The organism is Prevotella communis (assembly GCF_022024115.1).
Lineage (GTDB): Bacteria > Bacteroidota > Bacteroidia > Bacteroidales > Bacteroidaceae > Prevotella > Prevotella communis.
This window is the reverse complement of sequence record NZ_CP091792.1, coordinates 93,317-117,652: the sequence shown is the minus strand read 5'-3', so window position 1 is coordinate 117,652 and position 24,336 is coordinate 93,317. Positions and strand designations below refer to the sequence as shown.

The following is a 24,336-nucleotide window of genomic DNA, read 5'->3' as shown; positions in this document are numbered from 1 at the left end:
CCAGATGATTTACCTTATTCATCTGCTGTTTTGCCTGGTTGGCACGAATGCCGCGCCAAGCCGCTTTCAAATCATTACGTTTTGACATACTCTATTTTGCTTTACGTCGCCCCCTTCAGGCGACCTTTAAGATTTCTGGTGCAAAGGTAGGATTCGATTGGTGACGACATTTTTGTGTGGAGATGTTTTTCATAATTATTTGTAGATAAAACAAAAAGGCTACTGATAATCAAAGAATTACAAATAAAAAAAAGCGAGTATCCTCATCATTGAAAATACCCGCTTATCGCTTAAAATCCGTTTTCGATTGAAAACAGCCCTATTTCACTAATTTTCGATTGGCCGAACCGGATTATCGACAGAGTTGTTTACGTATTCTACAATCCAGTCCGTATAATACACTTTCCGGCTGTCGCCCATATATTTGGCCAGCGTCTTCGCTTCTTTTGTATTATCCGCGCCCGTACCATAATACATACGCGCAACGGCCAGAGCACTCTTTTTAAGCACGCCTGCCGTTGAGAGCGCACCCATCACGTGGCCCTTCACCTGTAGCCTCAAGTCTTTGTTAGCCCAAGCCACAGCAACTTCATCACGACAATCTGATGCCATCAGGTCTTCTATCAGCTGATTACGCCAGGCCACTGTGAACCGTTTCTTGTCCATGCTCACCTTGTCGAACCACTCCATTGCAAGCAAATCCTGAAGATTCCTCTTCGGGGCAAAGTAGTTCAGTCCAGGACGATCTGGGGGTGGCAGCTCCGATGGACGCGACTGATTGTTGGCCGATGCTGGAGAACCGACAATACGACCACACTGCCGAGCTTCACGTCGCTCGGCATACTGCTCCATCAAAGAATCGATGCTGTGTTGTAATGCACCCATGGCTCTGCCCGTCAGCACATTTCTTGCATCATCGAATCCCAACGAAGCTATCAGTTCCTCAATCCCTTCCGTGGGAATGTCTATTCTCATTGATCCCAGGTTAGGCGATCAAGTTCAATCTGATTGATTATTTCTTCGTATTCCTTCTGATCCGTCTTGAAGTGGATGTTTACGCGACGGTCGGTGAAATGCTCCCATTCATACCACAAGTCGGCCAACTTATCTTCCAACTCCTCGCGTGTCTCAGCCTCACAATAGATTGGATACTGACTATTACCGTCGTCACGACAGAGAATTTTTCCTTCTTTCTCCTCAAAGACGAGTAATATCTCATGATTATATTCCCTGATAAGCAATGTGCCGCGAAACTTGGGGATAGCACTTAAATCCATGAATTTAATCTCATTGTCGAGTAGAGTCTCATATAGCGACCTAGCTTTCCCTAAATAGTCCGTTTCGTTCTCGATCCCCCAATTACGACGAACCATGCGGAAGAAGAAGAAAATATCTACCTCTTTATCATCGTCACTACATAGCACGTCGCAATCGGTCAGCTCCGCATTATTCCATACCACACCTCCAGGCGCATTCCAATATTTCACAATCGGGTGACTGTGCGACTCCAGCTTGTAGGAGCCATCCTCGCCCTTTACGGTCTCATATACTATCAGCGTGGCAATATGTTTACCAACCTCGCCGTTGCAGTGAATGTATTCGTACGGCTCTTTTAGATTCAATATCTGTGTTTCCATATCTTTTTACCTTAACTTTTTGTAAGTGGCAAAGATACAAAATATTTTCGAATTGTGTACCATTTTTGGCTTACTTATTTATGTAAAAGTAGACTTTGTGACTTTTGACTTTGTGACATTAAGGTGGTTCACAAAGTCAGGAGGTGGTTATTAGAATTATATAATATTATAATATTATATAATTTATAGTATAGGTAGAGGCGGTTGGGGGTGAAAATACGGGAGGGGCTTAATGTCACAAAATCACACGTCACAGAGTATCGCGTCTGGGGCAATCGCGCCACTTGCTCAGGGCAAATAAAACAGTTAGTGGGAGCAAATAAGGCAGTTGCTTTCTGTTAACAGATTTTCACACTCCACCCCTACCCTTTTTTGCCACCGTCAGATATTTGTTGTACCTTTGCAATGCATTTGAAAAGATGCGCATCGTCAATCATGAGAGACACAAACAAGAGTATTAACCATTTAAAACACACACAACAATGACACGACTGAACATTCGTAAGTACATCAATCAGAACAAGAAGAACGCTGGCTATCAGAAGACCTACGCCCGACTGGTATCCGTCGACACGCTCGACACCAACGACCTCTGCCGACACATCCAGAAGCACGGCTCTATCTTCACTTCCGACGTGGTGAAGGGCGTGATAGAGAAGTTCGTCAACTGCTTCAACGAGCTGCTGCTCGAGGGTCACAAGATCAAGCTCAACGGGCTGGGCACCTTCTACCTCTCTATTGCCACCAAGGGCGAGGCCGACCCTAAGGAGTTCACCGCCTCCAACATCAAGGCCGTGCGCCTGAAGTTCCTCGGCGACAAGTCGAAGGAGAGCGAGTATGCCACCCAGATACTCACCTCGCAGGCACAGTTCCGCGACGTCAACACGCTGGTGGGCGGCGAGGACAACCCTGAGAGCGGAAACACGGAGTCAGGGAACAACGGCGGCGGACCGGTGAATCCCTAAGGATTAAACATTAAACATGAAACATTAAAATTCTAAAACATTAAAATTCTAAGCCATGAAGAACAAAGCAGTATGGAAATTCGTGATTCAGACAGCCATCAGTGTGCTGTCGGCCATCGCAACGGCACTGGGAGTGACTAGTTGTATGGCGTGAAAAATTGCAGACCGCAAGAAGCCAAGGGCATCCGGAGAGATTCGGGTGCCCTCTTTTATTTGCCACCGAAACCGCCAAAGCCGCCAAACGGAGCTGCTTTGATTTCCCTAGGTTGCTGGATGCGGGGCTGCCAGTCTTTATCGAAACGAGCGATATTACGATCAAGAAAAGACAAACGGTCGGCCAACCACTGTTTAAGGATTCGAATCTCTTCATCATAAGACTGCACGCGATAGGCTGCAAACCAACTTATCATATTTCCTCCACCGAAAGCAGGCATCTGCCCCATAGGTGGGAAGCCGCCAAAACCAGGAAAACCGCCCGGTGCTGATGGAGCGTCTGTACCAAAGAGCTCTGGATATAGTTCGAAGTGACGATCTATATAGGGAGCCAATAATTTGGCATGACGATCAATATAACTGTTGATGGCCTTGTTGCTCAACACCGATTTCCTTAGAGCCTGATAGCGTACCTTTACCGCCTTACGGAAAGCTGGATCCTGAAGCAAGCGCTGCCAGAAAGCAGGTGTCGGATTGGTATTCCCACCTTCAAAGCACCAAGCCTCAATATTATTGGCATTGCAGAAATTACAATTGCCGTATGCCAGATTATAGTCCCAAACAGGTCCGGCCACCAGTCTGCCGCCAGTGCCGTCAGCATGCTGCTTCTCCTTATAAAAATAGGCACTCCGCTTATAACCATCAGCATTCAGACTCAGTTCGGTATGGATGAAATAGTCCACAAACGACGGCACATCTATATACTTGGCATAGCCACGCTTAGGGTCGGCAAAATAGTCTGACTGGATGACTTGCTCCATCGTATCAATGAAACGCTGGATATAGTCCAGCTGCTCTGGCTGTAGTTTCTTTTTCTTTGGATAGATACACGACCAAGTAATCTCACTGGTCATGATGCCATCGCCGATGCCAGGCACCTTCGACTTAAAGGTAGCATCATCCTCGTCAAAGGTGTCGATACGGAGCAAATAACCACCCGTGACATCACGTCCCTCCACATCACTCTTTTTCAGTTTGCTGATGTTTACGCGATGTTCCCCCCGCTTGATAGCCTCTGAGAGGATATAGATGCCGCGATACTCGCCATTGAGCGTCAGTTCCACCATCCGCGTGCGTGGCCCCCAGTGTCCCATGTCGCGCCACAGTTGGAAAGCCAAAGGATCGCGCACCATAGATACGTCGTTATAAGGAGCCAGCAACACCCAGTCGCTATGGGCCGGCATACCCAGCAGGGGAGCATTTATTTCCTTGCCTTCGCCATCGCGCAGTTCAATGGTGTATTTCTTCTGATTGAAAGACAGCGAACTGTTGCCACGCAACTTTATGCCGATGGTACCATCGTAGTGGCCTGCCTTCATGTGGGCCGTTACTTTCTGCTGAGCATTGAGTGGTGAGTCAACATTGATGGTAATCATCTCTACATCGTTCTTGCCCTGCATCATATTTGCAAAGGCCAGCAAAACTATGATTGTCAATAATCGTATCATTAGGAAAAAGATTTTTAGTTTATATTTATCAGACTCAGAAAGAGAGGTAAAAGTCAAAATTATCGGAGGCTAATTTATTGTTTTTTAACCTAACGGGAAGGTTTCCATAGAAAAATTTTGTGGAATCCAAATCTTCTAGTATTTTTGCAACTACTAACAAGAAAGGAACTGTAGTAATATGATTGCCCCTTTCTCACATCCCATGTATGTGATGACAAAGGCTGTAGGCGCATCATGTAATATGACATGCGAATACTGCTACTATACGGAGAAGAAGCATCTGTATAGGGACGACGCGCGTCAGGTGATGAGCGACGAGGTGCTGGAGCGGTTCACACGTCAGTATATCGAGGCGCAGACCATGAACGAGATTCTCTTTACCTGGCATGGAGGAGAACCACTGCTGCGTCCCATCAGTTTCTACGAGAAGGCTATCCGTCTGCAACAGCAGTATGGCAGGGGTAAGACTATCAACAACTGTTTTCAGACCAACGGTACGCTGATTAACGATGAATGGGCGGCATTCTTCAAGCGTCACAACATGCTGGTGGGCGTTTCGATAGACGGTCCCGAGCCTTTTCACGATGCCTATCGCAGGAGTCGGGGCGGAGAACCAACGTTCCATCAGGTGATGAGGGGCATTGAGATACTCAACAGGCACGGGGTGGACTGGAACGCGATGGCGGTGGTCAACAACCTGAATGCGGAGGCGCCGCTGGCATTCTATCATTTCTTCAAGGAGATAGGCTGTCACTATATCCAGTTTACGCCCGTGGTGGAACGTATCAAGGGCCACGAGGACGGCCGGCATCTGGCATCGCTGGCCGATGAGGAGGCGCTGTCGCTGGCTCCTTTCTCGGTCACGCCCGGGCAATGGGGACGATTCCTTTGTGAGATATTCGACGAATGGGTACGGCAGGATGTAGGCACGTATTTCATACAGTTGTTTGACGCCACACTGGCCAACTATGCAGGCGTAGCGCCTGGTGTATGCGCCATGGCTGAGAGTTGCGGTCATGCCGGTGTGATGGAGTACAACGGCGACCTGTACAGCTGCGACCACTTCGTATTCCCAGAATACCGGTTGGGCAACATCCGCCAGCAGACGCTCACGGAGATGCTCTACGGCCCACGGCAAACGGCCTTTGGCATCAATAAAAAAGCGACACTGCCTCAGCAATGCCGCGAATGCAAACACTTGAATATATGTCATGGAGAATGTCCAAGAAACCGATTCATGAAGGACCGTTACGGCAACCCTGGACTGAACTGGCTATGCGCCGGCTATCGACAGTTCTTTGACCACTCAGCCCCCTATTTCGCGTTTATGAAACAGGAGCTGGACAACGACAGGGCGCCTGCCAACGTGATGCACTACACATTCTGAGAGACTGCCGCTCGCAACTGCTCCAGCGCCTGACGGAGGATAGCACGGGGTGTGCCGACGTTGAGACGCATGAAGCCAGAGCCGTCATTACCGCTTTGTTTTGCAAAGAACATCGCCCCGTCGTTCAGGGCCAGATGGGCACGGTTGACAAAGAGGTCTACGAGTGCATCGTGACTGAGTCCCAAGTCGCGACAGTCGAGCCACACCAGGAACGAAGCCTGAGGACGCCAGGGTTTTATGCCTGGCAGATGCTCGCGACAGTAGTCCTCTACGAAGCGGATATTCTCCTCGATATAGCCGAGCATCTGCCTACGATAGTCCTCACCCTGCTGCGTATAGGCCGCAATGGTGGCGATAGGCGAGAAGAGTGGCGGGTCGTTGAGCTCGTTGGCCTCCAGCCAGGTGTAGAACCGACGGCGCAGCGAGTCGTTGGGCACGATGGCATAGCTGCTCACGATGCCGGCGATATTAAACGTCTTTGACGGGGCACCAAAGGTGATGCTGATCTGGGCAGCCTCATCGCTCACAGAAGCGAAGGGCACGTGCTGATGGCCAAAGAGTGCCATATCCGCATGTATCTCGTCGGATATCACAATGATATGGTGCTCATAGCAGAAATGGGCCAGGCGCTGCAGCGTCTCCCTGGACCAGCAGATACCGGCAGGGTTGTGCGGATTACTCAGAATCAGCAGGCGGCACTTGTCGTCGACGACCTCGGCCAATTGTTCGAAGTCCATCTCATAGGTGCCGTTGACTTCTTTCAACGGGTTATACACCACCTTACGTCCGTTGCCCTCAGGCGTCAGTCGGAAGGGGTGATATACGGGTGGCTGGATAATCACTTTCTCATCCTCCTTCACAAACACGTTGACAGCCATACCGATGCCCTTCACGATGCCAGGTATATAGGTGAGCCACTCACGTCTCACCTCCCACTGGTGGTGGTCCTGAATCCACTGAGTGATGCTGGTCCACAGCGCATCGGGTACCACCGTGTAGCCAAAGAGCGAGTGCTCCAGTCGCTGGCGCAGCGCATCCGTAATGAAACGGGGTGTCTCAAAATCCATGTCGGCCACCCACAGGGGCAGCAGGTCGCTGCGGCCATAGCGCTCTTGCAGCACTTCGTGCTTCAGGTCGCCACTGCCCGTACGGTCTATAATTTTATCGAAATCGTATTGTATACTCATAGCGGAAGCAAATTTTTCACTATTCACTATTCACTTTTCCCTCAACCAAGTGCTTGTTTGATGTCGGCAAGAATATCTTCTTTATCTTCCAATCCGATGGAGAGACGGATGGTGGTCTGACGTACGTCCATCTCTGCCAGCTGCTCCTCAGGGAAGTTGCCAAAGATGGTCGAGGCAGGATGGATAGCCAGCGTGCGACTGTCAAAGAGGTTGGTGGCACGATGTACCAGTTGCAAGCGGTTCAGGAAACGGAAACATGCTTCTTTCGATGCCAGGTCGATGGTGAACATAGCACCTGCAGTAGGGCCGAACTGCTGCAGGGCGAGGGCGTGGTAGGGATTGTTTTCCAACCCCACATAGTTGACCTTCACCACCTTACTCAGCTCGTGTGCCAGCCACAGGGCGTTGCTGGCCTGACGCTGATAGCGCACGTCGAGCGTTTCCAGTCCCAATGTCTGCATATAGGCGGCCTGTGGCGTCATATAGGCACCTAGGTTGAAGAGCAGCTCATATTTCACCCGCTTATTAATCTCAGGGAAGGTGCCATAGTCAATGACGAGTCCGCCCAGCGAGGTGCCGCCACCCGAGAGATACTTGGTGCTCGACACCACCTCCACATCAACACCCAGCGCTTTTAGATTTGTCTCCGTAAAGGGAATGACGGTAGAGTCGGCTATCACAGGTACCCCCTTCTTATGGGCTATCTCTGCTATCGCTTTCAGGTTGGCTACCTCCAACTGCGGATTGGTCACCACCTCCAGAAACACGGCACAAGTCTTGTCGTCGATAGCCTCGGCCACAGCCTCCAGGTTGGTGAGATCGCGCAGTCGCGGTTCCACGCCAAAGCGCTTCAGCGTGGTGGAGATAAGAGCCAGCGTATTGCCAAAGAGGTGATGCGACGATACGATATTCCGGCCCTGTGCGGTCACGGCCAACAGCGTGTTACTGATGGCAGCCATGCCCGAGTTGAAGGCCGTCACGTGGTCGGCACCCGTCAATGCCTTCACTCGCTGCTCGAAATTTGTCACCGTGGGATTTTCCACACGAGCATAGTCTGGTGCCTTGATACGGTTACAGAAAGCATCCGCCATCTCTGCAGCATCATCAAATTCAAAAGCAACATTATTATACACAGGTACGGCCAGTGCTCCATAGACATCTGGCCGTACAAAAGGGTTGTTGATTGCAACTGTCTGTTTGTTCATCCTTACCAATTTTTTTACCTTAATATTTTTATATATAGAACTCTGACGAGTCAATAAGTCCCGCTCGCAACGCATATTTCACAACCTCATGAGCAGTGTTTACACCAAGCTTACGGAAGATATTCTTACGATGGGTAGTAATTGTGTGAACACTCGAAAAACGCTCACTGGCAATCTCCTTCGTGGTCTTTCCCTGAGCAATGGCCTTCACAATCTCGGTTTCAGTATTTGTCAGCACACTGGGTTGCTCGTCCTCCTCCTGCTGCTGACTGATAATAGCCTCCAGCGCACGCTGGCTGATATATCTGTTATGACGACTAGCCGATTGCAGAGCCTCACGGACCTCCTGCATGGGTCCATCCTTAAAGACGACACTAAACTGATGTGACGAATAGACTACACGACGCAGGAAACGGGAAGTCAGATCTTCGCTGAGAAGCACCCAATGAGATAAAGCGAAACGCTCAGCGACAATCAGGAGTTGATCCTCGTCGGTGAAATCAAACAGCGTGTAGTCTAGAATCACAATGGCACTCTCATGCTCTTTGAGCAAGGCCACCAGTCCGGCCTTGTCGAATGCACGATACACTACTGCTGTTTCGTCCTGTTGGAGTAGATTTTCCAACGCAAAACGAGTCAATTCCTGATTGTCTGCTAAGATATAATTCATTGTCCAGTTCACATTTATGGGTGCAAAAGTACGAATTAATTATCAATTACCAATTGTCAACTGTCAATTATCAATTGTCAATTGTCAATTATCAATTGTCAATTATCAATTTTGTCCAGTGCCTGTGACAAATCTTCAATGATATCATCAATATGCTCCGTACCAATACTCAAACGGATGGTTGAAGGCGTGATGTGCTGTTCGGCCAGTTCCTCGGGCGAGAGCTGTGAGTGAGTGGTGGTGTAGGGATGGATCACCAGACTCTTCACATCGGCCACATTAGCAAGCAGTGAGAAGATCTGCAGGGCATCAATAAACTTCCAGGCCTCTTCCTGACCACCCTTGACCTCGAAGGTAAAGATGCTGCCACCACCATTGGGGAAATACTTCTGATAGAGGGCATGGTCATGGTGATTCTCAAGGGCAGGATGATGTACGGCAGCCACCTTGGGATGCTTAGCCAGGAAATCAACAACCTTCAGAGCATTCTCTACATGACGCTCCACACGTAAACTCAGTGTCTCAACACCCTGCAACAAGATAAAAGCGTTGAAAGGTGAGATAGCGGCACCGGTGTCGCGCAGAACAACGGCACGGATACGGGTGACGTAAGCGGCAGCACCTACTGCATCAGCGAATACGATGCCATGGTACGAGGGATCGGGCTTAGAGAGCGTGGGGAACTTATCGTTCTGCTTCCAGTCAAACTTACCGCCATCTACAATCACACCACCGAGGCTGGTGCCGTGGCCGCCCAGGAACTTGGTAGCAGAATGCACAACAATGTCTGCACCATGCTCCAACGGACGGATGAGATAAGGTGTACCAAAGGTGTTATCGACAATAAAGGGGATGCCGTGCTTGTGGGCTACTGCTGCCACGCCTTCCAGGTCGAGCACATCACTGTTGGGGTTGCCGAAGGTCTCGGCATATACTACTTTTGTGTTGGGTTTGATTGCTGCTTCCAGGGCGTCGAGGTCGTTCACGTTGATAATCGTGTTAGAGATGCCCTGTGTAGCCAGCGTATGGGTTATCAGGTTGTAAGAGCCACCATAGAGGTTGTCGGCAGCTACGATATGATCGCCAGCCTGCACAATATTCTGCAGGGCATAGGTGATAGCAGCGGCACCAGAAGCCACAGCCAGACCAGCCACACCTCCCTCGAGGGCAGCCACACGGTCTTCAAACACGCCCTGAGTAGAGTTGGTCAGACGACCATAGATATTACCTGCATCGCGCAGACCGAAGCGGTCGGCAGCATGCTGTGAGTTACGGAACACATACGACGTGGTCTGATAGATGGGCACGGCGCGGGCGTCGGTTGCGGGGTCAGCCTGTTCTTGGCCTACGTGGAGTTGCAAAGTCTCGAAACGGTAATTCTTGTTCTGTGCCATAATCTTTTTCCTTTCTATTATTTAATTATACATATTTTCTTTATCTTTTCGACGATGCAAAGGTACGGCAAAAAGAAATATCTCCCAAATTTCTTTCGAAATCCAGAAGATATCTCTATAATATTAAATTTCGCAGAAGATTATTCCGTATAGTGTTACTTTACACCAACTTTGCAGAATAATATTCTTCTACATGCTGCAAAACGCCTTATTTATCGGTCTTTTTCGTCTTATCGTCCTGCTTTTTTTCTTCTTTTTTCTCGTCTTTTTTCACCAGAGTGGCCTTATATCCGAATTTCTCGAAGGCCTTGATGAGGTTTTCAGGCTTGTTCTTGTCAGCATCATAGGTGATGGTGACACGCTGATCGGGAATGTTGCAGTCAATACCCTTGACACCTTTCTCGAAACGCAGGTTGCCCTTGATTTTGTTTTCACAGCTGGCGCAATGCATCTGTGGCTCAGTGGTTACGACGAGGGTCTTGATGTCCTTGGCCGATACGCCCAGTGCCATAAGCATCAGGGCGAATGAAACGAATGCTTTCTTCATAATCGTATTGGTTTTTTGTTTTTAAAGTTTCTTTCCTAAGTTTACGCGTATGCCGGCATAGAACATACGTCCGTGAACGGGTCCCCACACCATGGTTGGCTCGAACTCACTGCCCCATGGGTCGGAGGCGCCGATGATGGAATTCTCCTGACGGTAGCCCGTGAGGTTCTCGCCACCAACGTAGACAGAGAAATGGCGGAACCAGCGCGTCACCTGCGCGTTCAACTGTCCATAGGCTGGGAACCGGCGGTCCCAGGAGAGTGTGCCGTCGGTCTTCTGATAGGGATCGGGCATACGGCCACCGCCATTGAGCTGGAACGTGGCATCAAACTGCCACAGACCGAGCGGTGTCTTATAACTGGCCGTAAGCAGACCTTTGTATTTGCTCTGCAAAGGCTTCTCACGCAACTCGCCACCATAGGTGGCACGCACGTCATTCAGACGATAGGCTGCCGTCAGTTCCAGTCCGTTTACCACGGGGTAGCTCACATCAACCTGGAAGGTATGTGAATACGACTTGCCATCGAGGTTGGCCAGACGAATCTGCTGTGGATTGCTGTCGTAGTCGATGAGCATCTGCTGCAGGAAATGCGTGTAGTAGTACTCGGCATTCACCTTCAACAGTTTATCGGCAAGTGGGATGCTCCATGCAGCAGAGATGCCATAGTTCCACGCCTCTTCCTGCTTCAGGTCGTCAACAACCAGTGTGCGTCCGCTGGCCAGCAGATAGTTGTTCTCGGCCAGTGCAAAAGGTGTGCGATAGCCTTTACCAGCTGATACGCGCAGGGTTAGGACATCGGACGGGGCATATTTCAAGTGCAGGCGGGGCGTGACAAACGTTCCGTAATGACTGCTATGGTCGGCACGCAAGCCAGCCATTGCCACGATCTTATCGTTGATATTCAATGTGTACTGCAGGTATGCGCCAGGTGTCGTCTCCTTGGTGACAGTCTGTGTTTCACTGGTCACATTCAACTTTTCCTTCAGATAGTCGTGATTCAGCGACAGGCCAGCTGAGAGGTTATGCAACTTCGTCAGATTGGTCTCGAACATCAGTTGCAGGTAACCGTTTTTCTCGTCCACGTCATAGGTCTTCTTGCCATACAAAGCTTCGAGATTGTGGAGTGAGCCACTGGCCATCAGCGCGACATTCGTACCTTTTTCGGCATCCAGTATGAAGGCATGCTTCATGTGGGCCTCATAGCGACGGGTCTTCAGGCCAATCTCGTAGGGGTTGTGGACGTGGGGTGCCGTATGGTGGGTCTGACCACCATCGCGCTGCTCGTCCAGCAAACCAAGTCCGCCATGGAAGATATAGGTTTGTCCGGCGTACTGCCAACGGTTCTGAAGGTTTACCTGACGTACATTGGGCTGATCCAGGAATCCATCGCCATTGTCGTCGTGGTGTCCCCAGTCGTTCTCGTAGTGGCCCAGTATCTCTGTGTTCACCTTACCCAGATGGATGTTACCGTCGGCATTGGCTTCCATCTTGCTCTTCGTGTTGCCATAGAGATTAATAGTGGCTCCCTCTTCATCCTCCGGTTTCAGATAATCCACGTTAATCTGGCCGGTTATTGACTCGTAGCCATTGCGTACCGACGAGGCGCCCTTCGACACCATGATACTTTTCATCCAGGGTCCTGGGATATAGCCCAGCGAATAGGGTGCTGCAGCACCACGAAAGTTGGGCAGGTTCTCAGTGAGCATCTGCACATAAGTGCCTGAAAGACCCAGTAACTTAATCTGCTTGGCGCCTGTTGCGGCATCACTATAGTTCACGTCAACAGAAGGGTTCGTTGTGAAACTCTCGCCAAGGTTGCAGCAGGCCGCCTTCAGCAGTTCCTGTCCTGTGATGAGCGATGCATTATCGACATTACGCAATTTGATAGTACCCGAGCGACGCTTCACCACCATCACCTCCTTGAGTGTCTGGTCCTTGATTGTCGCCGTACTGTCCGTTTGTGCCAAGAGTTCATTTTGTGGTAGGGAAAAGGTGGCAAGCACACAGGCCAGCACCTTATAGATATGTATGTTCATTTCCAGTTTTTTATCCTTATTATTTAATTGATACTTACGACTTTTGTGGCAGGACACACCATGCCCTGCCTTATAAAAGGAACGTCGTGAGAATCAAATAAGAAGGATGCGGATTTTCGCCAGATATGCCCGCGGGGGTATCGGCACCTTGTCAGGGCAGAACAGGTCCTGGGGCTTGGCAACAATCTCCGGCATATCTGACCAGAGACTCGCAATAGTGAATAAAACGGGCTGGACAACAGTGAAGTCGGGGTGTAGCACGGGGGGCTGAACCGATGCGGACAACTGTTCCACATTGTATTCCATGCATTGTTGCATGTCCATCTCATCCATACCGATGCAGTCTTCATCGACATACATCGTGTCGTGTGAACGCGTGGCTAACTCCGTCAGCGAGGCAATATGAACCCTTCCGCTATGCAGACAACGAACCAGCGTCACCCCTCCCGCAACTTGTACTACCAATAGCGCGAGGAGCACCGCCACAAATGCCGTGCATAACTTTTGGACTCTGCTTGCCTTTCTCTTCATTGCGGCAGCAAAAATACAAAATATGTCTTATTTAGCAGGCAAATTGGACGAAAAATTAAGTTTTATTTTCCAAATTCCTTGTGCACCTCAGAAAATATCCATACTTTTGCACCAAACAAAAGAATATATGCTATGGCTGAAATCTTAGATGAAACCGACCTGCAGATACTGAAAACGCTGCAGAGGAACGCGAAACTGACCACAAAAGAGTTGGCCGATGCCGTCCATCTGACCCCTACCCCAGTCTTCGAACGTCAGAAACGACTGGAGAAGAAAGGGTTTATTAAGAAGTATGTAGCCATCCTTGATCCAGAGAAACTGAATCAGGGCCTGTTAGTCTTTTGCAAAGTGAAACTCCAGCAGATTAACCACGAGATGGCCGACTCGTTCACGCGTCGCATCATGCGTATCCCTGAGGTCACCGAGTGCTACAACACCTCGGGTGCCTACGATTACTTATTAAAAGTACGCGCACGCGACATGAAGCAATATCAGGAGTTTGTGCTCAACAAACTGGGCGATATTGAGAATATCAGCGCCATTGAGAGCACCTTCGTAATGAGCGAAATCAAACAAAGTTATGGACTGAATATCTAAGACTGGCAATCCGGACAGATACCTTTCGCCATGTAGTTGATGCTATGCAGTTGATAGCCCTGCGGCAATTGTACGGCAGGAATGGGAACATCTGAAATACAGAATGTGCGATGACAACGTTCGCAATAGAAATGCACATGCTGGTCGTCATCATGCTCATGATCACTATGACTATGACAAAGTTCATAGCGCACGCCATCGCCACCATCTTCTATGACGTGTACCAAATGGTGCTCACGGAAAAGAGTCAGCGCTCTAAATACGCCAGATTTGTCAATTGACAGAATCTTGTACTCCAATTCAGTAAGCGACATAGGATTCTCGGCATCGGCTAGTGTCTTCACTATGACGATACGATTAGCTGTAGGCTTAATGCCGTGCTCAAGGAGCAGTTGTTCACATTCTTGTTGGTTTAACATGGTGCAAAGTTAATAAAAAAGAAGAAAGAAACAGAGTAAAGGAATAAAAAAATAAGCTTTGCAACCAAGTTGCAATTTATTTATCGTAATTTTGCAGCCAGAAAAAAATATATTGAAATTATGGCACACGAACATCATCATCATGAACATGAGTGTTGCACGCATGAGCATCATCATCATGAGCATCATGAGCACGAGCATCACCACCATCATCACGAGCATAGCGGACATCGTCAGCTGTGGCTCATTGGCATCACCATCCTCCTTCTGACAGGAGCCGTTATCATTGAGAAGAATACAAGTCTGCCTACCTGGCAACTGCTACTGGTTTATCTGGTTCCTTATCTTTTAATAGGATCCGGCACACTGAAGGAAGCTGCAGAGGGACTGGCCCATGGCGACCCTTTCAACGAACATTTCCTGATGTCGGTAGCTACCATCGGTGCCCTCAGCATCGGGTTTATGCCTGGTGCCGAGACGGAATTTCCAGAGGCCGTCTTCGTGATGTTGTTCTTTCAGGTAGGTGAGTTCTTCGAGGGCTACGCTGAAGGAAAGAGTCGCACAAGCATCTCGCACCTGATGGATATCCGTCCCGACATAGCACGTGTAGCGGGTTCTGAAGAGACTGTCAGTCCTGAGCAGGTGGCCGTGGGCACCATTATCGAGGTGCGTCCAGGTGAGAAAGTACCCTTGGATGGTACCATCGTCAGCGGTACTTCCAGTCTGAACACAATGGCCCTGACAGGCGAGAGCGTACCTCTTGAGGTCAACGAGGGCGACGAGATTATCTCTGGCTGCATCAACCTGAGCGGTGTTATCACCTTGCGCACCACCAAGACCTTTGGCGAGAGCACGGTATCAAAAATCATCAAACTGGTTGAAGATGCCGGTGAACATAAGTCGCAGAGCGAAGCCTTCATCACACGATTCGCCCGTATCTACACACCCATCGTGGTATTCCTGGCACTGGCTATCGTCATCATTCCCACACTCTTCGGAGGCAGTTTCGTTACATGGCTCTATCGTGCCTTGATGTTCCTTGTGGTCAGTTGTCCCTGCGCCCTGGTAATCAGCGTTCCCCTCACCTTCTTCGGTGGTATTGGTGGCGCATCAAGAAAGGGCATTTTGGTGAAGGGAGCCAACTACCTGGATATCTTGTCGAAGGTAGATACCGTGGTGTTCGACAAGACCGGCACGCTGACGCATGGGCGCTTTGCCGTTCAAGCCGTACACCCCGAGATATGCAGCGAATACCAGCTGTTGCACCTGGCAGCCCATGTGGAGCATTCTACCAGCCACCCCATTGGTGCCGCCCTTCGTGATGCTTTTCCCAACGAGGGTACAGACGGCTGCAAGGTTACAGATGTAGAAGAGATTGCCGGCAAAGGCATCCGAGCCAAGGTAGGCGAGAAAATGGTATGCGTAGGCAATACAAAGATGATGGAACTCGTAGGCGTGGAATGGCACCAATGCGAGCATGGCGACGAGGGAACCATCGTACATGTGGCTATAGCAGAGGAATCATCTACCCCTCATCGTCTGTCACCTGTCACCCATCACCTGTCGCCTTATGTCTATGCCGGTCATATCGTTATCAATGATCAGGTGAAAGCCGACAGTGCTGAAGCGATTGCCCAACTGAAGAAACTGGGTGTGAAGAAGACCGTTATGCTGACAGGCGATCGTGAAGAGGTGGCCAGTCGTGTAGCCCAGCAACTGGGTATCGATGAATATCACGCAGAACTGCTGCCTACTGACAAAGTCACTCAGATATCAGCCATCAGCCATCAGCCATCTAAACTCGCATTCGTAGGCGACGGCATCAACGATGCACCCGTTCTGGCACGTGCCGATGTAGGTATTGCCATGGGAGGCTTAGGAAGCGATGCTGCAATAGAAGCTGCGGATGTGGTGTTGATGGACGACCAGCCGTCAAAGATAGCTACAGCCGTGCGCATAGCACGTCGTACGATAGGCATTGCACGTCAGAATATCTGGTTTGCCATTGGCGTGAAGGTTGCCGTACTGATTCTTGCTGCCTTCGGCATCGCGACCATGTGGCTTGCCGTATTTGCCGACGTAGGCGTCACGGTACTTGCTGTGCTCAATGCCATGCGAGCACTCAAGGCATAAAAAAAAGAGAGGTTTCCCGATGTTGTATGGGAAACCTCTTTTTTATAGGTTACTTGATTTTCGATGTCATAGGACCTCGCACACCCTTGTAGGTCTTCAGGAAAGCCTTGGCACTACCGAAGCTAAGGAACATATCCAGACGTACTGGGATATGGTTATTGTCGTCGGTCACATAGAAACGGATCAACTCGTGGTTCTTGCCGTCCTCGCGCTCATAGAAAGAGAATACCAGGCAACGGAACTTCTCGTTTGTACCGTCAATCTTATAGTTCTCCTTACCACGATAGGTCATCCACGAATTGGTAAGACTACGGGCATCGCTGATAGGCAGAGGGATGATATCACCCTTCTTCATGCCGGAAGCATCAAAGTTGCGCGCACGCAAGAAGATGCTCATCATATCATAGATACACTCAGCATATTCCTTATCGTTCCAGTGTTCCTCACCATCGGCATCAATACGGTGCATACGCAGATGACAGTTATTACGGGGATAGGTATACCACAGTTCATCTACATAATAGCGCTTACCTTCCAGGGCACCCTTGCGGAAATAGAGTGGCGAGAGGTCTTTCGCACTGCAATAAGACAACAAGGTGTCGCGCATCACGAAGACGCCATCCAACTTACTGTTGCCACGGGTGGTCAGGCTGGTGCGATAGGCCTTCTGTCCCTTGAATGTGGAAGTCACAGTAGACATAGATGCCGTACCCACCTTAAACCATACGAACTTCCAATTGAAATAGAGGTCGTAAGCTAAGAACTCACCACCATTGAAGGCTGTATTCTCAATGCCGCACTTAGACTGGGCACTCATGCTCAGTGGGAGCAGCATAAATAGGATAAACAAACATTTCTTCATTTTCATCAGGTTTAATGTTCTTATTTATGATTCTGATTCAGGTAATCAATACCCTTTGACTTTGCTCTGTCGAGGTTGCGGTTACGCAGTTGTTTCTCCTTATCAGGCTTCTGCTTGGTGATAGCCATGGGCTTCTGCTTATAGCGAGGCGTTGCTGTGAGATTCCACTGGCGCGTGGCCTCCCATTTAGCCTTGCAATCAATCATCTGACGGTTATAATAAACAGGCTCGGGCTGCAGGTCCTGGTCATAGACACCAGTATCCCACTGACCATTGCCGTTCTTATCGATATAAGCACGCAGATAGTAGTTGCCCGGCTTCAGATACATAAACTCTGCCACGCCCGATGCATCGGCCAGCACCTGACGCTGCACCCTGTCCTGTGTATCCATCAGCTGTACGATGACAGAGTCAGTAGACTGACATCCGCTGATTTCTACAGTCAGATAAGCATATTCCTCCTCAGGACGCAGTTTGAACTTATGTTCTATCTTCTTCGTAATCTGACCATAGATGCTCTCGAAGGCTGCCGAATCGATGAGCAGTTTATAGTCTACACCTTGCTCGCGCTCGCTCAACAGTTCATAGCGTCTTACCCCTATCTGCCGCAGGGAGAGAGGCACAGGCGTCTCTACAGAGTCAACCACTGAGAAGAGATGCACAGCTGTGGTATCACAACGACGGAGAGGTTCTGGTGCATCAAAATAGATACGCTGTCCTGGATCCATCTGTCCTGTTACACTCCACTTGATGTTCATATACTTCGGAGGCATGATGGAATCATAAGGCTCCTTGCGCTTTTTCTTCCTGTCTTGTTCCTTCTTCCACTCGTCATACTCCTTCTGCCGCTCTTTCAAACGCTTGGCATAAGGCACCTTTGACACAAACTCCGTGGTATCCGTAAACTCTACCAGGTTACCCAGCGAATCTGTCATCAGGAATGTTTTCTCAATGGTCAGGGTGTCCTGATTCACAAGCGTGGTATCAGCCAGCCAGTAGGTCAGTGTGTCATTTTTCTGCGAAGCCTCCAGGATAAAGGCATTCTCGCTATCGAAATTCAAGCCACGAAGACGAGGTAGCGAGTCACTGCCATAAGTAAAGAAGATACCCAGGCGATTGGGGTCCTTACGTTCCGTCTTCAGCAGATAGCGATCGGTCTGAGGCTCCTGAAAACACAGCAATGTGATATCATCGGGCAGGAAATGGGTATAGTTCACCTGCAGGATATTGGCTATATGAAGGGAATCACGCCAGATAGTATCCTGACGAATATCCGGGCGCCATGAGGGAACGATACTGTCATGATTGAAGGCTATCATCTCACTCTTCTGGCCAAACAGGAAATCGCCATCGGCGTCCTGCAAGGCAAAACAGCGATAGGTGCCAGGAGCAACGCCCTTAATCGTGAACCGGCCACTGCCATTCGTGCGTGAGACACGCATCATGGGCTTTTTATGGAAGAGAGAGTCTTCGAAAGAGTCGTACAACCCCACCAGCATGCCCTTGATAGGTTCCAGGTTCTCTGCATTCAGGCAATAGCCCGAGACTTCCAGCGTATCAATATGGTCGCCCGTAGAGAAGCTGAAAGTATAATTACCCATAGGGTTACCCTCGTTATTATCCGTGATAGCATCGCTGAAATCAATGGTATAGGTAGTATTCTCCTTCAGCGAGTCTTTCAGATCCACAATAATCCTGCGACCGGCTGCCTTGACCTCGGCCTGCTCTATCTGGGGCGGTGAGATAATAACTTTATTCTGGGCATCCTCTATCTTGATGTATTCATCGAAGTTGATGGTCACCTTATGTGCCTTCACATTGACTCCCCTATCGTCGGGTATGGAACCGACTACACTGGGAGGTGTGTCATCATACCATCCACCGTCAGGAGTCCCCATGCGGGCACAGGAGGAGATGAAAGATGAAAGATGGAAGACGAGGGATATGAGAACCATATTCCCCAGAATATCTTTCCACGATTTATTTCTACCAGATTTGATCATATCTTTCATTTTTCATTTCTCATTTAACGCGAGCAACTCCTCAAGTTGGTTGCGGCTATTACTGAGACGAGGCACCTTATGCTGCCCGCCCAATTTTCCTTTTGATTTCAGCCAGTCGTTGAAGAGATTCTCACGGGCTGGGATAATCTCCAGATGCTGCAAGGTGATATCCTTGAAACGCTTAGCCTCATAGTCGCTGTTCAGTTCCTGAAGCTTGCGGTCGAGGATTTCGGCAAACTGCTGCAGATTCTCAGGAGCCTTAGAGAACTCGATAAGCCACTGATGACGGCATTTTGCATTCTGGTCCATAAAGACAGGAGCCGCCGTGTATTCAAGGACCTGGGCACCTGTCACCTCACATGCGTATTTCAGTCCCTGCTCCGCATTATCAACGATGAGTTCCTCACCAAAGGCATTGATGAATGACTTGGTACGTCCTGAGATAAAGAACTTATAGGGATTCGTAGAGGTGAACTGCACCGTGTCGCCAATCATGTAACGCCACAGACCACAGGAGGTAGAAATGAGCATCGCATAGTTCTTACCAGTCTCCACGCCCCACAACGGTACAATTGTATCCGTGCCCATCTCCTGAAACTCATAGAAGACATCATAGTCGAGCATCAGCAACATGGATTTGTCAGCAGGATCGTCCTGAATACCGAAGAAGCCCTCACTGGCATTATAGGTCTCCATATAATGCATCTTCGGACTGGTAATCAGTTTCTCGTACTGCTCACGATAAGGCGTAAAGGCCACACCACCATGAAAGAATACCTCAAGGTTAGGCCATACCTCCTCCAAATGGGTCTTTCCAGAGAGCTCCATCACGCGATTCAGTACTGACAACATCCACGAGGGTACACCAGAGAGGTTGGTTACATTCTTGTTCATTGCCTCACGGGCTATGCGGTCGCGCTTCACTTCAAAGTCGCTCAACAGGGCCGTCTGCTTTGAAGGCACACGTACCAGATTGACGATGGGGTTGATATTCTCAATAAGAATAGCGCTGAGGTCACCTACCAAAGAACCAGGAAGGTTATAGTTGGGCGCATGACTTCCACCCAGAATCAATCCCCTTCCATCAAACATACGACTTTGGGGATTATTACGCAGATAGAGAGCTACCACATCGGCACCACCCTTATAATGAACATGTTTCAGACCATCTGACGAAACAGGGATGAACTTCGACTTATCGTTCGTGGTGCCACTTGATTTGGCGTACCACTTGACACGGCCCGGCCAAAGGATATTAGCCTCACCCTGACGCATACGGTCGATATCACCTTTCAATTCCTCATAAGTATTGACGGGGTTATTACGTACAAAATCATCATAACCCTTTGTTGCTGCAAAGAGATGCTCACGACCATACTCTGTGTCCTTGGCCTTACTGATCAAATGGGCCAGCACCTCACGCTGCAACTGTTCTCCTTGTGTATTATGTTTCTCCAGTTCCCGCCATCGCTTAGCAAACAGCGGTCTTACAATTCCTGTCAGACTCATCTTGTTACTTCTTTATATCCTGCAAAGTTACTGCAAACTTTTGTAATACACGCAAGTTTTTACGTTTTTTAATAGGAATAGGGGGCTTATCTATAGATAAAAGATGCTTTCCGGGCCCATATTAAACAGAAGATCCAGAATGCTGAGGTTGGGCAGAAAACCATGTTTCTGCTGATAAACCTGATAATAAGGTTTGGGTTGAAAATCGACATCCTCAAGCGGATGCTTGGGGTTGATGCCCAAACGGAAATCATCAGGATTGATGAATGGGGGGCAAGATGGCTGAAGTCTGAAGTCTGAAGTCTGTACTATTGTCGGCTGTATATCCAGCAACTCACACATCTTCTGACAGATAGACATGTTATAATCTTTCAGTCGCTCCCAATGGCGCTCCGTAAAGAACGGGCGCAGGTCATCTTCGTAATACTCAAAGAAAGGGGAATCACCATAGGCTGTCTGCAAAGCCTGCCAATGCAGATGACGCCAGTTGCCATGGTCGGAAATCCGGATATCACCTATCGCATTACTTGCATCATGGACCACAGGCACCGTCAAGGCCTGAACACCCTGCGTCGTTGCTATCAGGCAGCGATTACGATAGGTCTGCTTCAGGAAAGTCTCCTGTAGGTCTATGGACACAGAATCATAGCGGTATAACTTCTGATACCACTGCACAGGACCGAAATAAGTGGTAGAAAGGAGTACGCTGGTCATAGAGGCAGAAGGATTCTATTTGAACGCCACCCTTTCCACAGAGGTTCTAACGGGTCACGACTATATACAACCATGAAGGCACGCCCTATGAGGTATTCCTCAGCAATAAAACCCAACTGATGGGAATCAAGCGTCTCCAACCAGTAATAATCTGCGTCAGCACAGTCTCTCAGGCTGGGCACCACAAATGTGTTTCCCTCATGAACAATGGTGTCTCCAGGTAGTCCCTTACAGCGATAGATAAGAATCTGGTCGTTATTCTGTGGATTCTCAAAAGCCACCAAATCACCTTTCTCAACAGACTGTCGGGCTATGCGTCCATAGCCAAAGAAACAATCTTTCCCTCCTACCCTCAGGCCGTAACTCCATCTGTTTACCATCACGCGGTCACCGGCTTGGAACACCGGTTCCGAGCCGGTGCCGCTGATAGTATAGAGAGTGACGCCTATCATCCTGACAACCATCATAATTGCGAAGGCTATCAGGAATGCCAATAGGAATCGGAGGGTCTTTTTCATTTACTTAATGTTGTCGACAAATCGGAACAGACGACTCCAACGGATGCCTCCTCCGAAGAGACCACGATCGGGATCGCTACTCCACCAGATGAAGATGGGCTTACCCACGATATGATCTTCAGGCACAAAACCCCAATAGCGTGAGTCGGCAGAGTTATGACGGTTATCACCCATCATCCAGTAATAGTCCATCTTAAAGGTGTAGCTATCCGTCTGCTCACCATTGATAAATATCTTACCATCACGCACCTCCAGGTCGTTATGTTCATAAACCCTGATAGGACGCTCGTAGATAGGCAGGTTGTCAAGAGACAACTTAATGCTTTCACCCTTCTTAGGAATCCAGACAGGACCGTAGTTGTCGCGAGTCCAGTCTTTCACCATATTAAGAGGATAGACCTCTGCAGGATTACCTCCTGTAACAGGAGCCATTGCCTGTACCAGGTCCTTTCTGCTCTTCAGCAATGCCGCCGTTTGCTTCGTCATCGGCATGATGATACGGTTATTGCGGAATTGCTGTGTCAGCTGTATCTGACCTTCGCTCTTGAAATAGGCCTTGTCGGCACTACTCAGGCCGAGATCCTCGCAGGTGATGCCGTTCTCTTTCAAGAAATCATTGGTGAGAATAGCACCATCATTGAACAAAACATCGTATGTGTACTGCACGTTATCCGGTTCTTTATTGGCCTTACCGTTCAGATAAACAACATGCTCGATAATCTGCAGGGTATCACCAGGCAGACCCACACAACGCTTCACGTAGTTTTCACGACGGTCTGTGGGACGATAGCCAATGCCACCAAACTCCTGCGCATTAGCAGAGATATACTGTCGTCCCAAGTTGTAATACGCCTCAAAACGCGCTCTCTGCTCAACCTTCGATAGCGAGTCAACAGGATAAGCCATAGGATAGTTCTGCTCATATATCTGACGTCCATAACCATAGCACATATTGTAATACTCCGTCTGATAAGGCACATTCTGACAAATCGTATCACCAGCGGGATAATTGAACACCACGATATCATTGAGTTCCACCTTACCCAATCCAGGCACACGACGGTATTCCCAATGAGGCCACTCAATGTATGACTTCAAATCGCCAATAGGCAAGGTATGCTGTGTCAGGGGCACCGTCAGCGGGGTCTCAGGAATACGAGGTCCGTAGCTCACCTTACTCACAAAAAGATAATCACCCGTGAGCAGCGACTTCTCCAATGAAGAGGATGGGATGACATAGTTCTGGAAAAAGAACTGGTTGATAAAATAGACGGCCACCAATGCAAACACGATAGCATCGACCCACGACATCACCGAGCGCATCGGACCTTCCAAGTCCTGCCACCATTTCCAATTGATTTTCTTTGAGATATAAGCATCATAGATAAAGGGAACGACCAGCAGGCCCAACCATGACTCCACCCAATAGAGGAAAAGCAGATAGCACACCATCACCAGGACAAACTTGGTCCACTGCTTTTTCATATTCAGTTTCTTCTTTTCGCGTTTTTCCATACCAACACGTAATCTGATATTTCTAATACTCCTAGAACTTAAACATATCACTAATTGTCAGCAATCCCTGATGATCCTTGGTATATTCTGCAGCCAATACTGCACCAAGGGCAAAGCCACGACGTGAATGAGCGTCATGAGTTATCGTGATGATATCAGCATCAGAGTCATAGCGGATGGTATGAATACCAGGCACCTCACCACGGCGGATATGATCCACACGCAGCAGTTTGGGGTCTGTGGTATCCTCTGCCCAGGCTTCTTTGCGGTCGATATTCTCCACAATCTCCTCGGCCAGCGTGATAGCCGTACCACTGGGATGGTCGAGCTTATGCACATGGTGCGTCTCTTCCATCTCCACATCGTACTGCGGAAACTGGTTCATGATTTTGGCTAAGTAACGGTTAACGGCAGAGAAGATGGCCACGCCGATAGAGAAATTTGAAGCCCAGAACAACGTCTGGCCGTTCTCGCAAGCCTGACGGACATCATCTCCATGTTCCTTCATCCAACCTGTAGAACCAGACACAACCTTTACGCCTTTAGCCCACGCTTTCAAATAGTTACCATAGGCAGCCTGAGGAGCTGTAAACTCGATGGCCACATCAGCTGATGCGAAGGCCTCACTCTCAAAATCCTGTTGATTGTCTATATCGATGATACTAACAATCTCATGGCCACGGCTACGGGCTATTTCTTCAATCATTTTGCCCATCTTGCCATAGCCGATTAATGCTATTTTCATTTTAATTCGAATTAAATTGCGTTGCAAAGATAGTAATTTTTGCCCATTAAGGCTCAACAATTAAGAATTTTTTGTATCTTTGCCCACGTAAAAACCAATA

The 24,336-nt window shown here is 49.0% G+C and carries 23 protein-coding genes; 5 read left to right on the top strand and 18 right to left on the bottom strand.

The features are described from left to right. Positions 1 to 327 precede the first annotated feature (327 nt). Together L6468_RS00460 and L6468_RS00455 are read right to left on the bottom strand one after the other, a co-directional pair. Positions 328 to 975, bottom strand: coding sequence for a hypothetical protein (locus L6468_RS00460; protein ID WP_091819310.1), 648 nt, complete (start codon positions 973 to 975; stop codon positions 328 to 330). Next, positions 972 to 1,637, bottom strand: coding sequence for a hypothetical protein (locus tag L6468_RS00455; protein ID WP_237794132.1), 666 nt, complete (start codon positions 1,635 to 1,637; stop codon positions 972 to 974). The genes L6468_RS00460 and L6468_RS00455 overlap by 4 nt, the downstream gene beginning before the upstream one ends. 482 nt (positions 1,638 to 2,119) lie before the next feature. Here L6468_RS00455 and L6468_RS00450 point away from each other — a divergent pair, with 482 nt between their 5' ends. Continuing rightward, on the top strand, positions 2,120 to 2,602 hold the full coding sequence (locus L6468_RS00450; protein ID WP_237794130.1) for an HU family DNA-binding protein: 483 nt from the start codon (positions 2,120 to 2,122) through the stop codon (positions 2,600 to 2,602). 55 nt (positions 2,603 to 2,657) lie between these two features. Then, a complete protein-coding gene (locus L6468_RS00445) occupies positions 2,658 to 2,756 on the top strand; it encodes a smalltalk protein (RefSeq protein ID WP_176944347.1) in 99 nt (32 codons plus the stop codon). A gap of 55 nt (positions 2,757 to 2,811) precedes the next feature. Here the strand turns inward: L6468_RS00445 and L6468_RS00440 are convergent, their stop codons facing one another. After that, complete coding sequence (locus L6468_RS00440; RefSeq protein ID WP_237794122.1) at positions 2,812 to 4,263, bottom strand: CotH kinase family protein; 1,452 nt, start codon at positions 4,261 to 4,263, stop codon at positions 2,812 to 2,814. 178 nt (positions 4,264 to 4,441) lie between these two features. Between L6468_RS00440 and L6468_RS00435 the strand changes: the two genes are divergently transcribed. After that, a complete protein-coding gene (locus tag L6468_RS00435) occupies positions 4,442 to 5,650 on the top strand; it encodes an anaerobic sulfatase-maturation protein (RefSeq protein ID WP_237794120.1) in 1,209 nt (402 codons plus the stop codon). On the opposite strand, the gene L6468_RS00430 is transcribed toward L6468_RS00435, so the two are convergent. From L6468_RS00430 to L6468_RS00400, 7 genes are all read right to left on the bottom strand, one after another. After that, complete coding sequence (locus tag L6468_RS00430) at positions 5,638 to 6,837, bottom strand: MalY/PatB family protein (protein ID WP_237794118.1); 1,200 nt, start codon at positions 6,835 to 6,837, stop codon at positions 5,638 to 5,640. The two genes, L6468_RS00435 and L6468_RS00430, sit on opposite strands and share 13 nt — an antisense overlap. A gap of 41 nt (positions 6,838 to 6,878) precedes the next feature. Beyond that, a complete protein-coding gene (locus tag L6468_RS00425; protein ID WP_237794110.1) occupies positions 6,879 to 8,042 on the bottom strand; it encodes a trans-sulfuration enzyme family protein in 1,164 nt (387 codons plus the stop codon). A 28-nt stretch (positions 8,043 to 8,070) separates the two neighbouring features. Continuing rightward, the gene (locus tag L6468_RS00420; protein ID WP_237794108.1) at positions 8,071 to 8,712 is read right to left on the bottom strand and encodes a response regulator transcription factor; all 642 of its coding nucleotides are present in this window, start codon (positions 8,710 to 8,712) and stop codon (positions 8,071 to 8,073) included. 98 nt (positions 8,713 to 8,810) lie between these two features. Then, positions 8,811 to 10,106 (bottom strand): O-acetylhomoserine aminocarboxypropyltransferase/cysteine synthase family protein, encoded by a 1,296-nt coding sequence (locus L6468_RS00415; protein ID WP_237794106.1) that lies wholly within the window; start codon positions 10,104 to 10,106, stop codon positions 8,811 to 8,813. 208 nt (positions 10,107 to 10,314) lie between these two features. Next, a complete protein-coding gene (locus tag L6468_RS00410; RefSeq protein ID WP_237794104.1) occupies positions 10,315 to 10,653 on the bottom strand; it encodes a heavy-metal-associated domain-containing protein in 339 nt (112 codons plus the stop codon). Between the two features lie 21 nt (positions 10,654 to 10,674). Then, positions 10,675 to 12,690 carry a TonB-dependent receptor plug domain-containing protein gene (locus L6468_RS00405; RefSeq protein ID WP_237794102.1) on the bottom strand — a complete coding sequence of 672 codons (2,016 nt, stop codon included), beginning with the start codon at positions 12,688 to 12,690 and terminating at the stop codon, positions 10,675 to 10,677. A gap of 93 nt (positions 12,691 to 12,783) precedes the next feature. Then, positions 12,784 to 13,221, bottom strand: a complete 438-nt coding sequence (locus L6468_RS00400) for a hypothetical protein (RefSeq protein WP_237794095.1) — start codon at positions 13,219 to 13,221, stop codon at positions 12,784 to 12,786. 132 nt (positions 13,222 to 13,353) lie between these two features. Between L6468_RS00400 and L6468_RS00395 the strand changes: the two genes are divergently transcribed. Continuing rightward, complete coding sequence (locus L6468_RS00395) at positions 13,354 to 13,818, top strand: Lrp/AsnC family transcriptional regulator (RefSeq protein ID WP_091819167.1); 465 nt, start codon at positions 13,354 to 13,356, stop codon at positions 13,816 to 13,818. Here L6468_RS00395 and L6468_RS00390 read toward each other — a convergent pair. Then, positions 13,815 to 14,237, bottom strand: a complete 423-nt coding sequence (locus tag L6468_RS00390) for a Fur family transcriptional regulator (RefSeq protein ID WP_237794093.1) — start codon at positions 14,235 to 14,237, stop codon at positions 13,815 to 13,817. The genes L6468_RS00395 and L6468_RS00390 overlap by 4 nt on opposite strands. Before the next feature lie 120 nt (positions 14,238 to 14,357). Here L6468_RS00390 and L6468_RS00385 point away from each other — a divergent pair, with 120 nt between their 5' ends. After that, on the top strand, positions 14,358 to 16,370 hold the full coding sequence (locus L6468_RS00385; protein WP_237794086.1) for a heavy metal translocating P-type ATPase: 2,013 nt from the start codon (positions 14,358 to 14,360) through the stop codon (positions 16,368 to 16,370). 49 nt (positions 16,371 to 16,419) lie between these two features. Here L6468_RS00385 and L6468_RS00380 read toward each other — a convergent pair whose 3' ends face one another. The 7 genes from L6468_RS00380 to dapB form a co-directional block, all read right to left on the bottom strand. Next, positions 16,420 to 17,232 carry a DUF3108 domain-containing protein gene (locus L6468_RS00380; RefSeq protein ID WP_371836499.1) on the bottom strand — a complete coding sequence of 271 codons (813 nt, stop codon included), beginning with the start codon at positions 17,230 to 17,232 and terminating at the stop codon, positions 16,420 to 16,422. Positions 17,233 to 17,252: 20 nt separating this feature from the next. Further along, positions 17,253 to 19,244, bottom strand: a complete 1,992-nt coding sequence (locus L6468_RS00375; protein WP_237794078.1) for an Ig-like domain-containing protein — start codon at positions 19,242 to 19,244, stop codon at positions 17,253 to 17,255. Between the two features lie 3 nt (positions 19,245 to 19,247). Further along, positions 19,248 to 20,744 (bottom strand): GH3 auxin-responsive promoter family protein, encoded by a 1,497-nt coding sequence (locus L6468_RS00370; protein ID WP_091819163.1) that lies wholly within the window; start codon positions 20,742 to 20,744, stop codon positions 19,248 to 19,250. 90 nt (positions 20,745 to 20,834) lie between these two features. Then, positions 20,835 to 21,458: a WbqC family protein gene (locus tag L6468_RS00365; RefSeq protein WP_237794069.1), complete on the bottom strand. Its 624-nt coding sequence runs from the start codon at positions 21,456 to 21,458 to the stop codon at positions 20,835 to 20,837. Beyond that, positions 21,455 to 21,976: a signal peptidase I gene (gene lepB, locus L6468_RS00360; protein ID WP_091819161.1), complete on the bottom strand. Its 522-nt coding sequence runs from the start codon at positions 21,974 to 21,976 to the stop codon at positions 21,455 to 21,457. The genes L6468_RS00365 and lepB (L6468_RS00360) overlap by 4 nt, the downstream gene beginning before the upstream one ends. Continuing rightward, positions 21,977 to 23,491, bottom strand: a complete 1,515-nt coding sequence (gene lepB, locus L6468_RS00355; RefSeq protein ID WP_091853917.1) for a signal peptidase I — start codon at positions 23,489 to 23,491, stop codon at positions 21,977 to 21,979. Positions 23,492 to 23,522: 31 nt separating this feature from the next. Beyond that, entirely contained in the window at positions 23,523 to 24,236 is a 714-nt protein-coding gene (dapB, locus tag L6468_RS00350) for a 4-hydroxy-tetrahydrodipicolinate reductase (RefSeq protein WP_091853915.1), read from the bottom strand. Positions 24,237 to 24,336: the final 100 nt, after the last annotated feature.

What these genes read in the sequence shown, in the direction of transcription:
- L6468_RS00460 (WP_091819310.1), bottom strand. Translation starts at nt 975, where the DNA reads ATGAGAATAGACATTCCCACGGAAGGGATTGAGGAACTGATAGCTTCG.
- L6468_RS00455 (WP_237794132.1), bottom strand. Translation starts at nt 1,637, where the DNA reads ATGGAAACACAGATATTGAATCTAAAAGAGCCGTACGAATACATTCAC.
- L6468_RS00450 (WP_237794130.1), top strand. Translation starts at nt 2,120, where the DNA reads ATGACACGACTGAACATTCGTAAGTACATCAATCAGAACAAGAAGAAC.
- L6468_RS00445 (WP_176944347.1), top strand. Translation starts at nt 2,658, where the DNA reads ATGAAGAACAAAGCAGTATGGAAATTCGTGATTCAGACAGCCATCAGT.
- L6468_RS00440 (WP_237794122.1), bottom strand. Translation starts at nt 4,263, where the DNA reads ATGATACGATTATTGACAATCATAGTTTTGCTGGCCTTTGCAAATATG.
- L6468_RS00435 (WP_237794120.1), top strand. Translation starts at nt 4,442, where the DNA reads ATGATTGCCCCTTTCTCACATCCCATGTATGTGATGACAAAGGCTGTA.
- L6468_RS00430 (WP_237794118.1), bottom strand. Translation starts at nt 6,837, where the DNA reads ATGAGTATACAATACGATTTCGATAAAATTATAGACCGTACGGGCAGT.
- L6468_RS00425 (WP_237794110.1), bottom strand. Translation starts at nt 8,042, where the DNA reads ATGAACAAACAGACAGTTGCAATCAACAACCCTTTTGTACGGCCAGAT.
- L6468_RS00420 (WP_237794108.1), bottom strand. Translation starts at nt 8,712, where the DNA reads ATGAATTATATCTTAGCAGACAATCAGGAATTGACTCGTTTTGCGTTG.
- L6468_RS00415 (WP_237794106.1), bottom strand. Translation starts at nt 10,106, where the DNA reads ATGGCACAGAACAAGAATTACCGTTTCGAGACTTTGCAACTCCACGTA.
- L6468_RS00410 (WP_237794104.1), bottom strand. Translation starts at nt 10,653, where the DNA reads ATGAAGAAAGCATTCGTTTCATTCGCCCTGATGCTTATGGCACTGGGC.
- L6468_RS00405 (WP_237794102.1), bottom strand. Translation starts at nt 12,690, where the DNA reads ATGAACATACATATCTATAAGGTGCTGGCCTGTGTGCTTGCCACCTTT.
- L6468_RS00400 (WP_237794095.1), bottom strand. Translation starts at nt 13,221, where the DNA reads ATGAAGAGAAAGGCAAGCAGAGTCCAAAAGTTATGCACGGCATTTGTG.
- L6468_RS00395 (WP_091819167.1), top strand. Translation starts at nt 13,354, where the DNA reads ATGGCTGAAATCTTAGATGAAACCGACCTGCAGATACTGAAAACGCTG.
- L6468_RS00390 (WP_237794093.1), bottom strand. Translation starts at nt 14,237, where the DNA reads ATGTTAAACCAACAAGAATGTGAACAACTGCTCCTTGAGCACGGCATT.
- L6468_RS00385 (WP_237794086.1), top strand. Translation starts at nt 14,358, where the DNA reads ATGGCACACGAACATCATCATCATGAACATGAGTGTTGCACGCATGAG.
- L6468_RS00380 (WP_371836499.1), bottom strand. Translation starts at nt 17,232, where the DNA reads ATGAAGAAATGTTTGTTTATCCTATTTATGCTGCTCCCACTGAGCATG.
- L6468_RS00375 (WP_237794078.1), bottom strand. Translation starts at nt 19,244, where the DNA reads ATGAAAGATATGATCAAATCTGGTAGAAATAAATCGTGGAAAGATATT.
- L6468_RS00370 (WP_091819163.1), bottom strand. Translation starts at nt 20,744, where the DNA reads ATGAGTCTGACAGGAATTGTAAGACCGCTGTTTGCTAAGCGATGGCGG.
- L6468_RS00365 (WP_237794069.1), bottom strand. Translation starts at nt 21,458, where the DNA reads ATGACCAGCGTACTCCTTTCTACCACTTATTTCGGTCCTGTGCAGTGG.
- lepB (WP_091819161.1), bottom strand. Translation starts at nt 21,976, where the DNA reads ATGAAAAAGACCCTCCGATTCCTATTGGCATTCCTGATAGCCTTCGCA.
- lepB (WP_091853917.1), bottom strand. Translation starts at nt 23,491, where the DNA reads ATGGAAAAACGCGAAAAGAAGAAACTGAATATGAAAAAGCAGTGGACC.
- dapB (WP_091853915.1), bottom strand. Translation starts at nt 24,236, where the DNA reads ATGAAAATAGCATTAATCGGCTATGGCAAGATGGGCAAAATGATTGAA.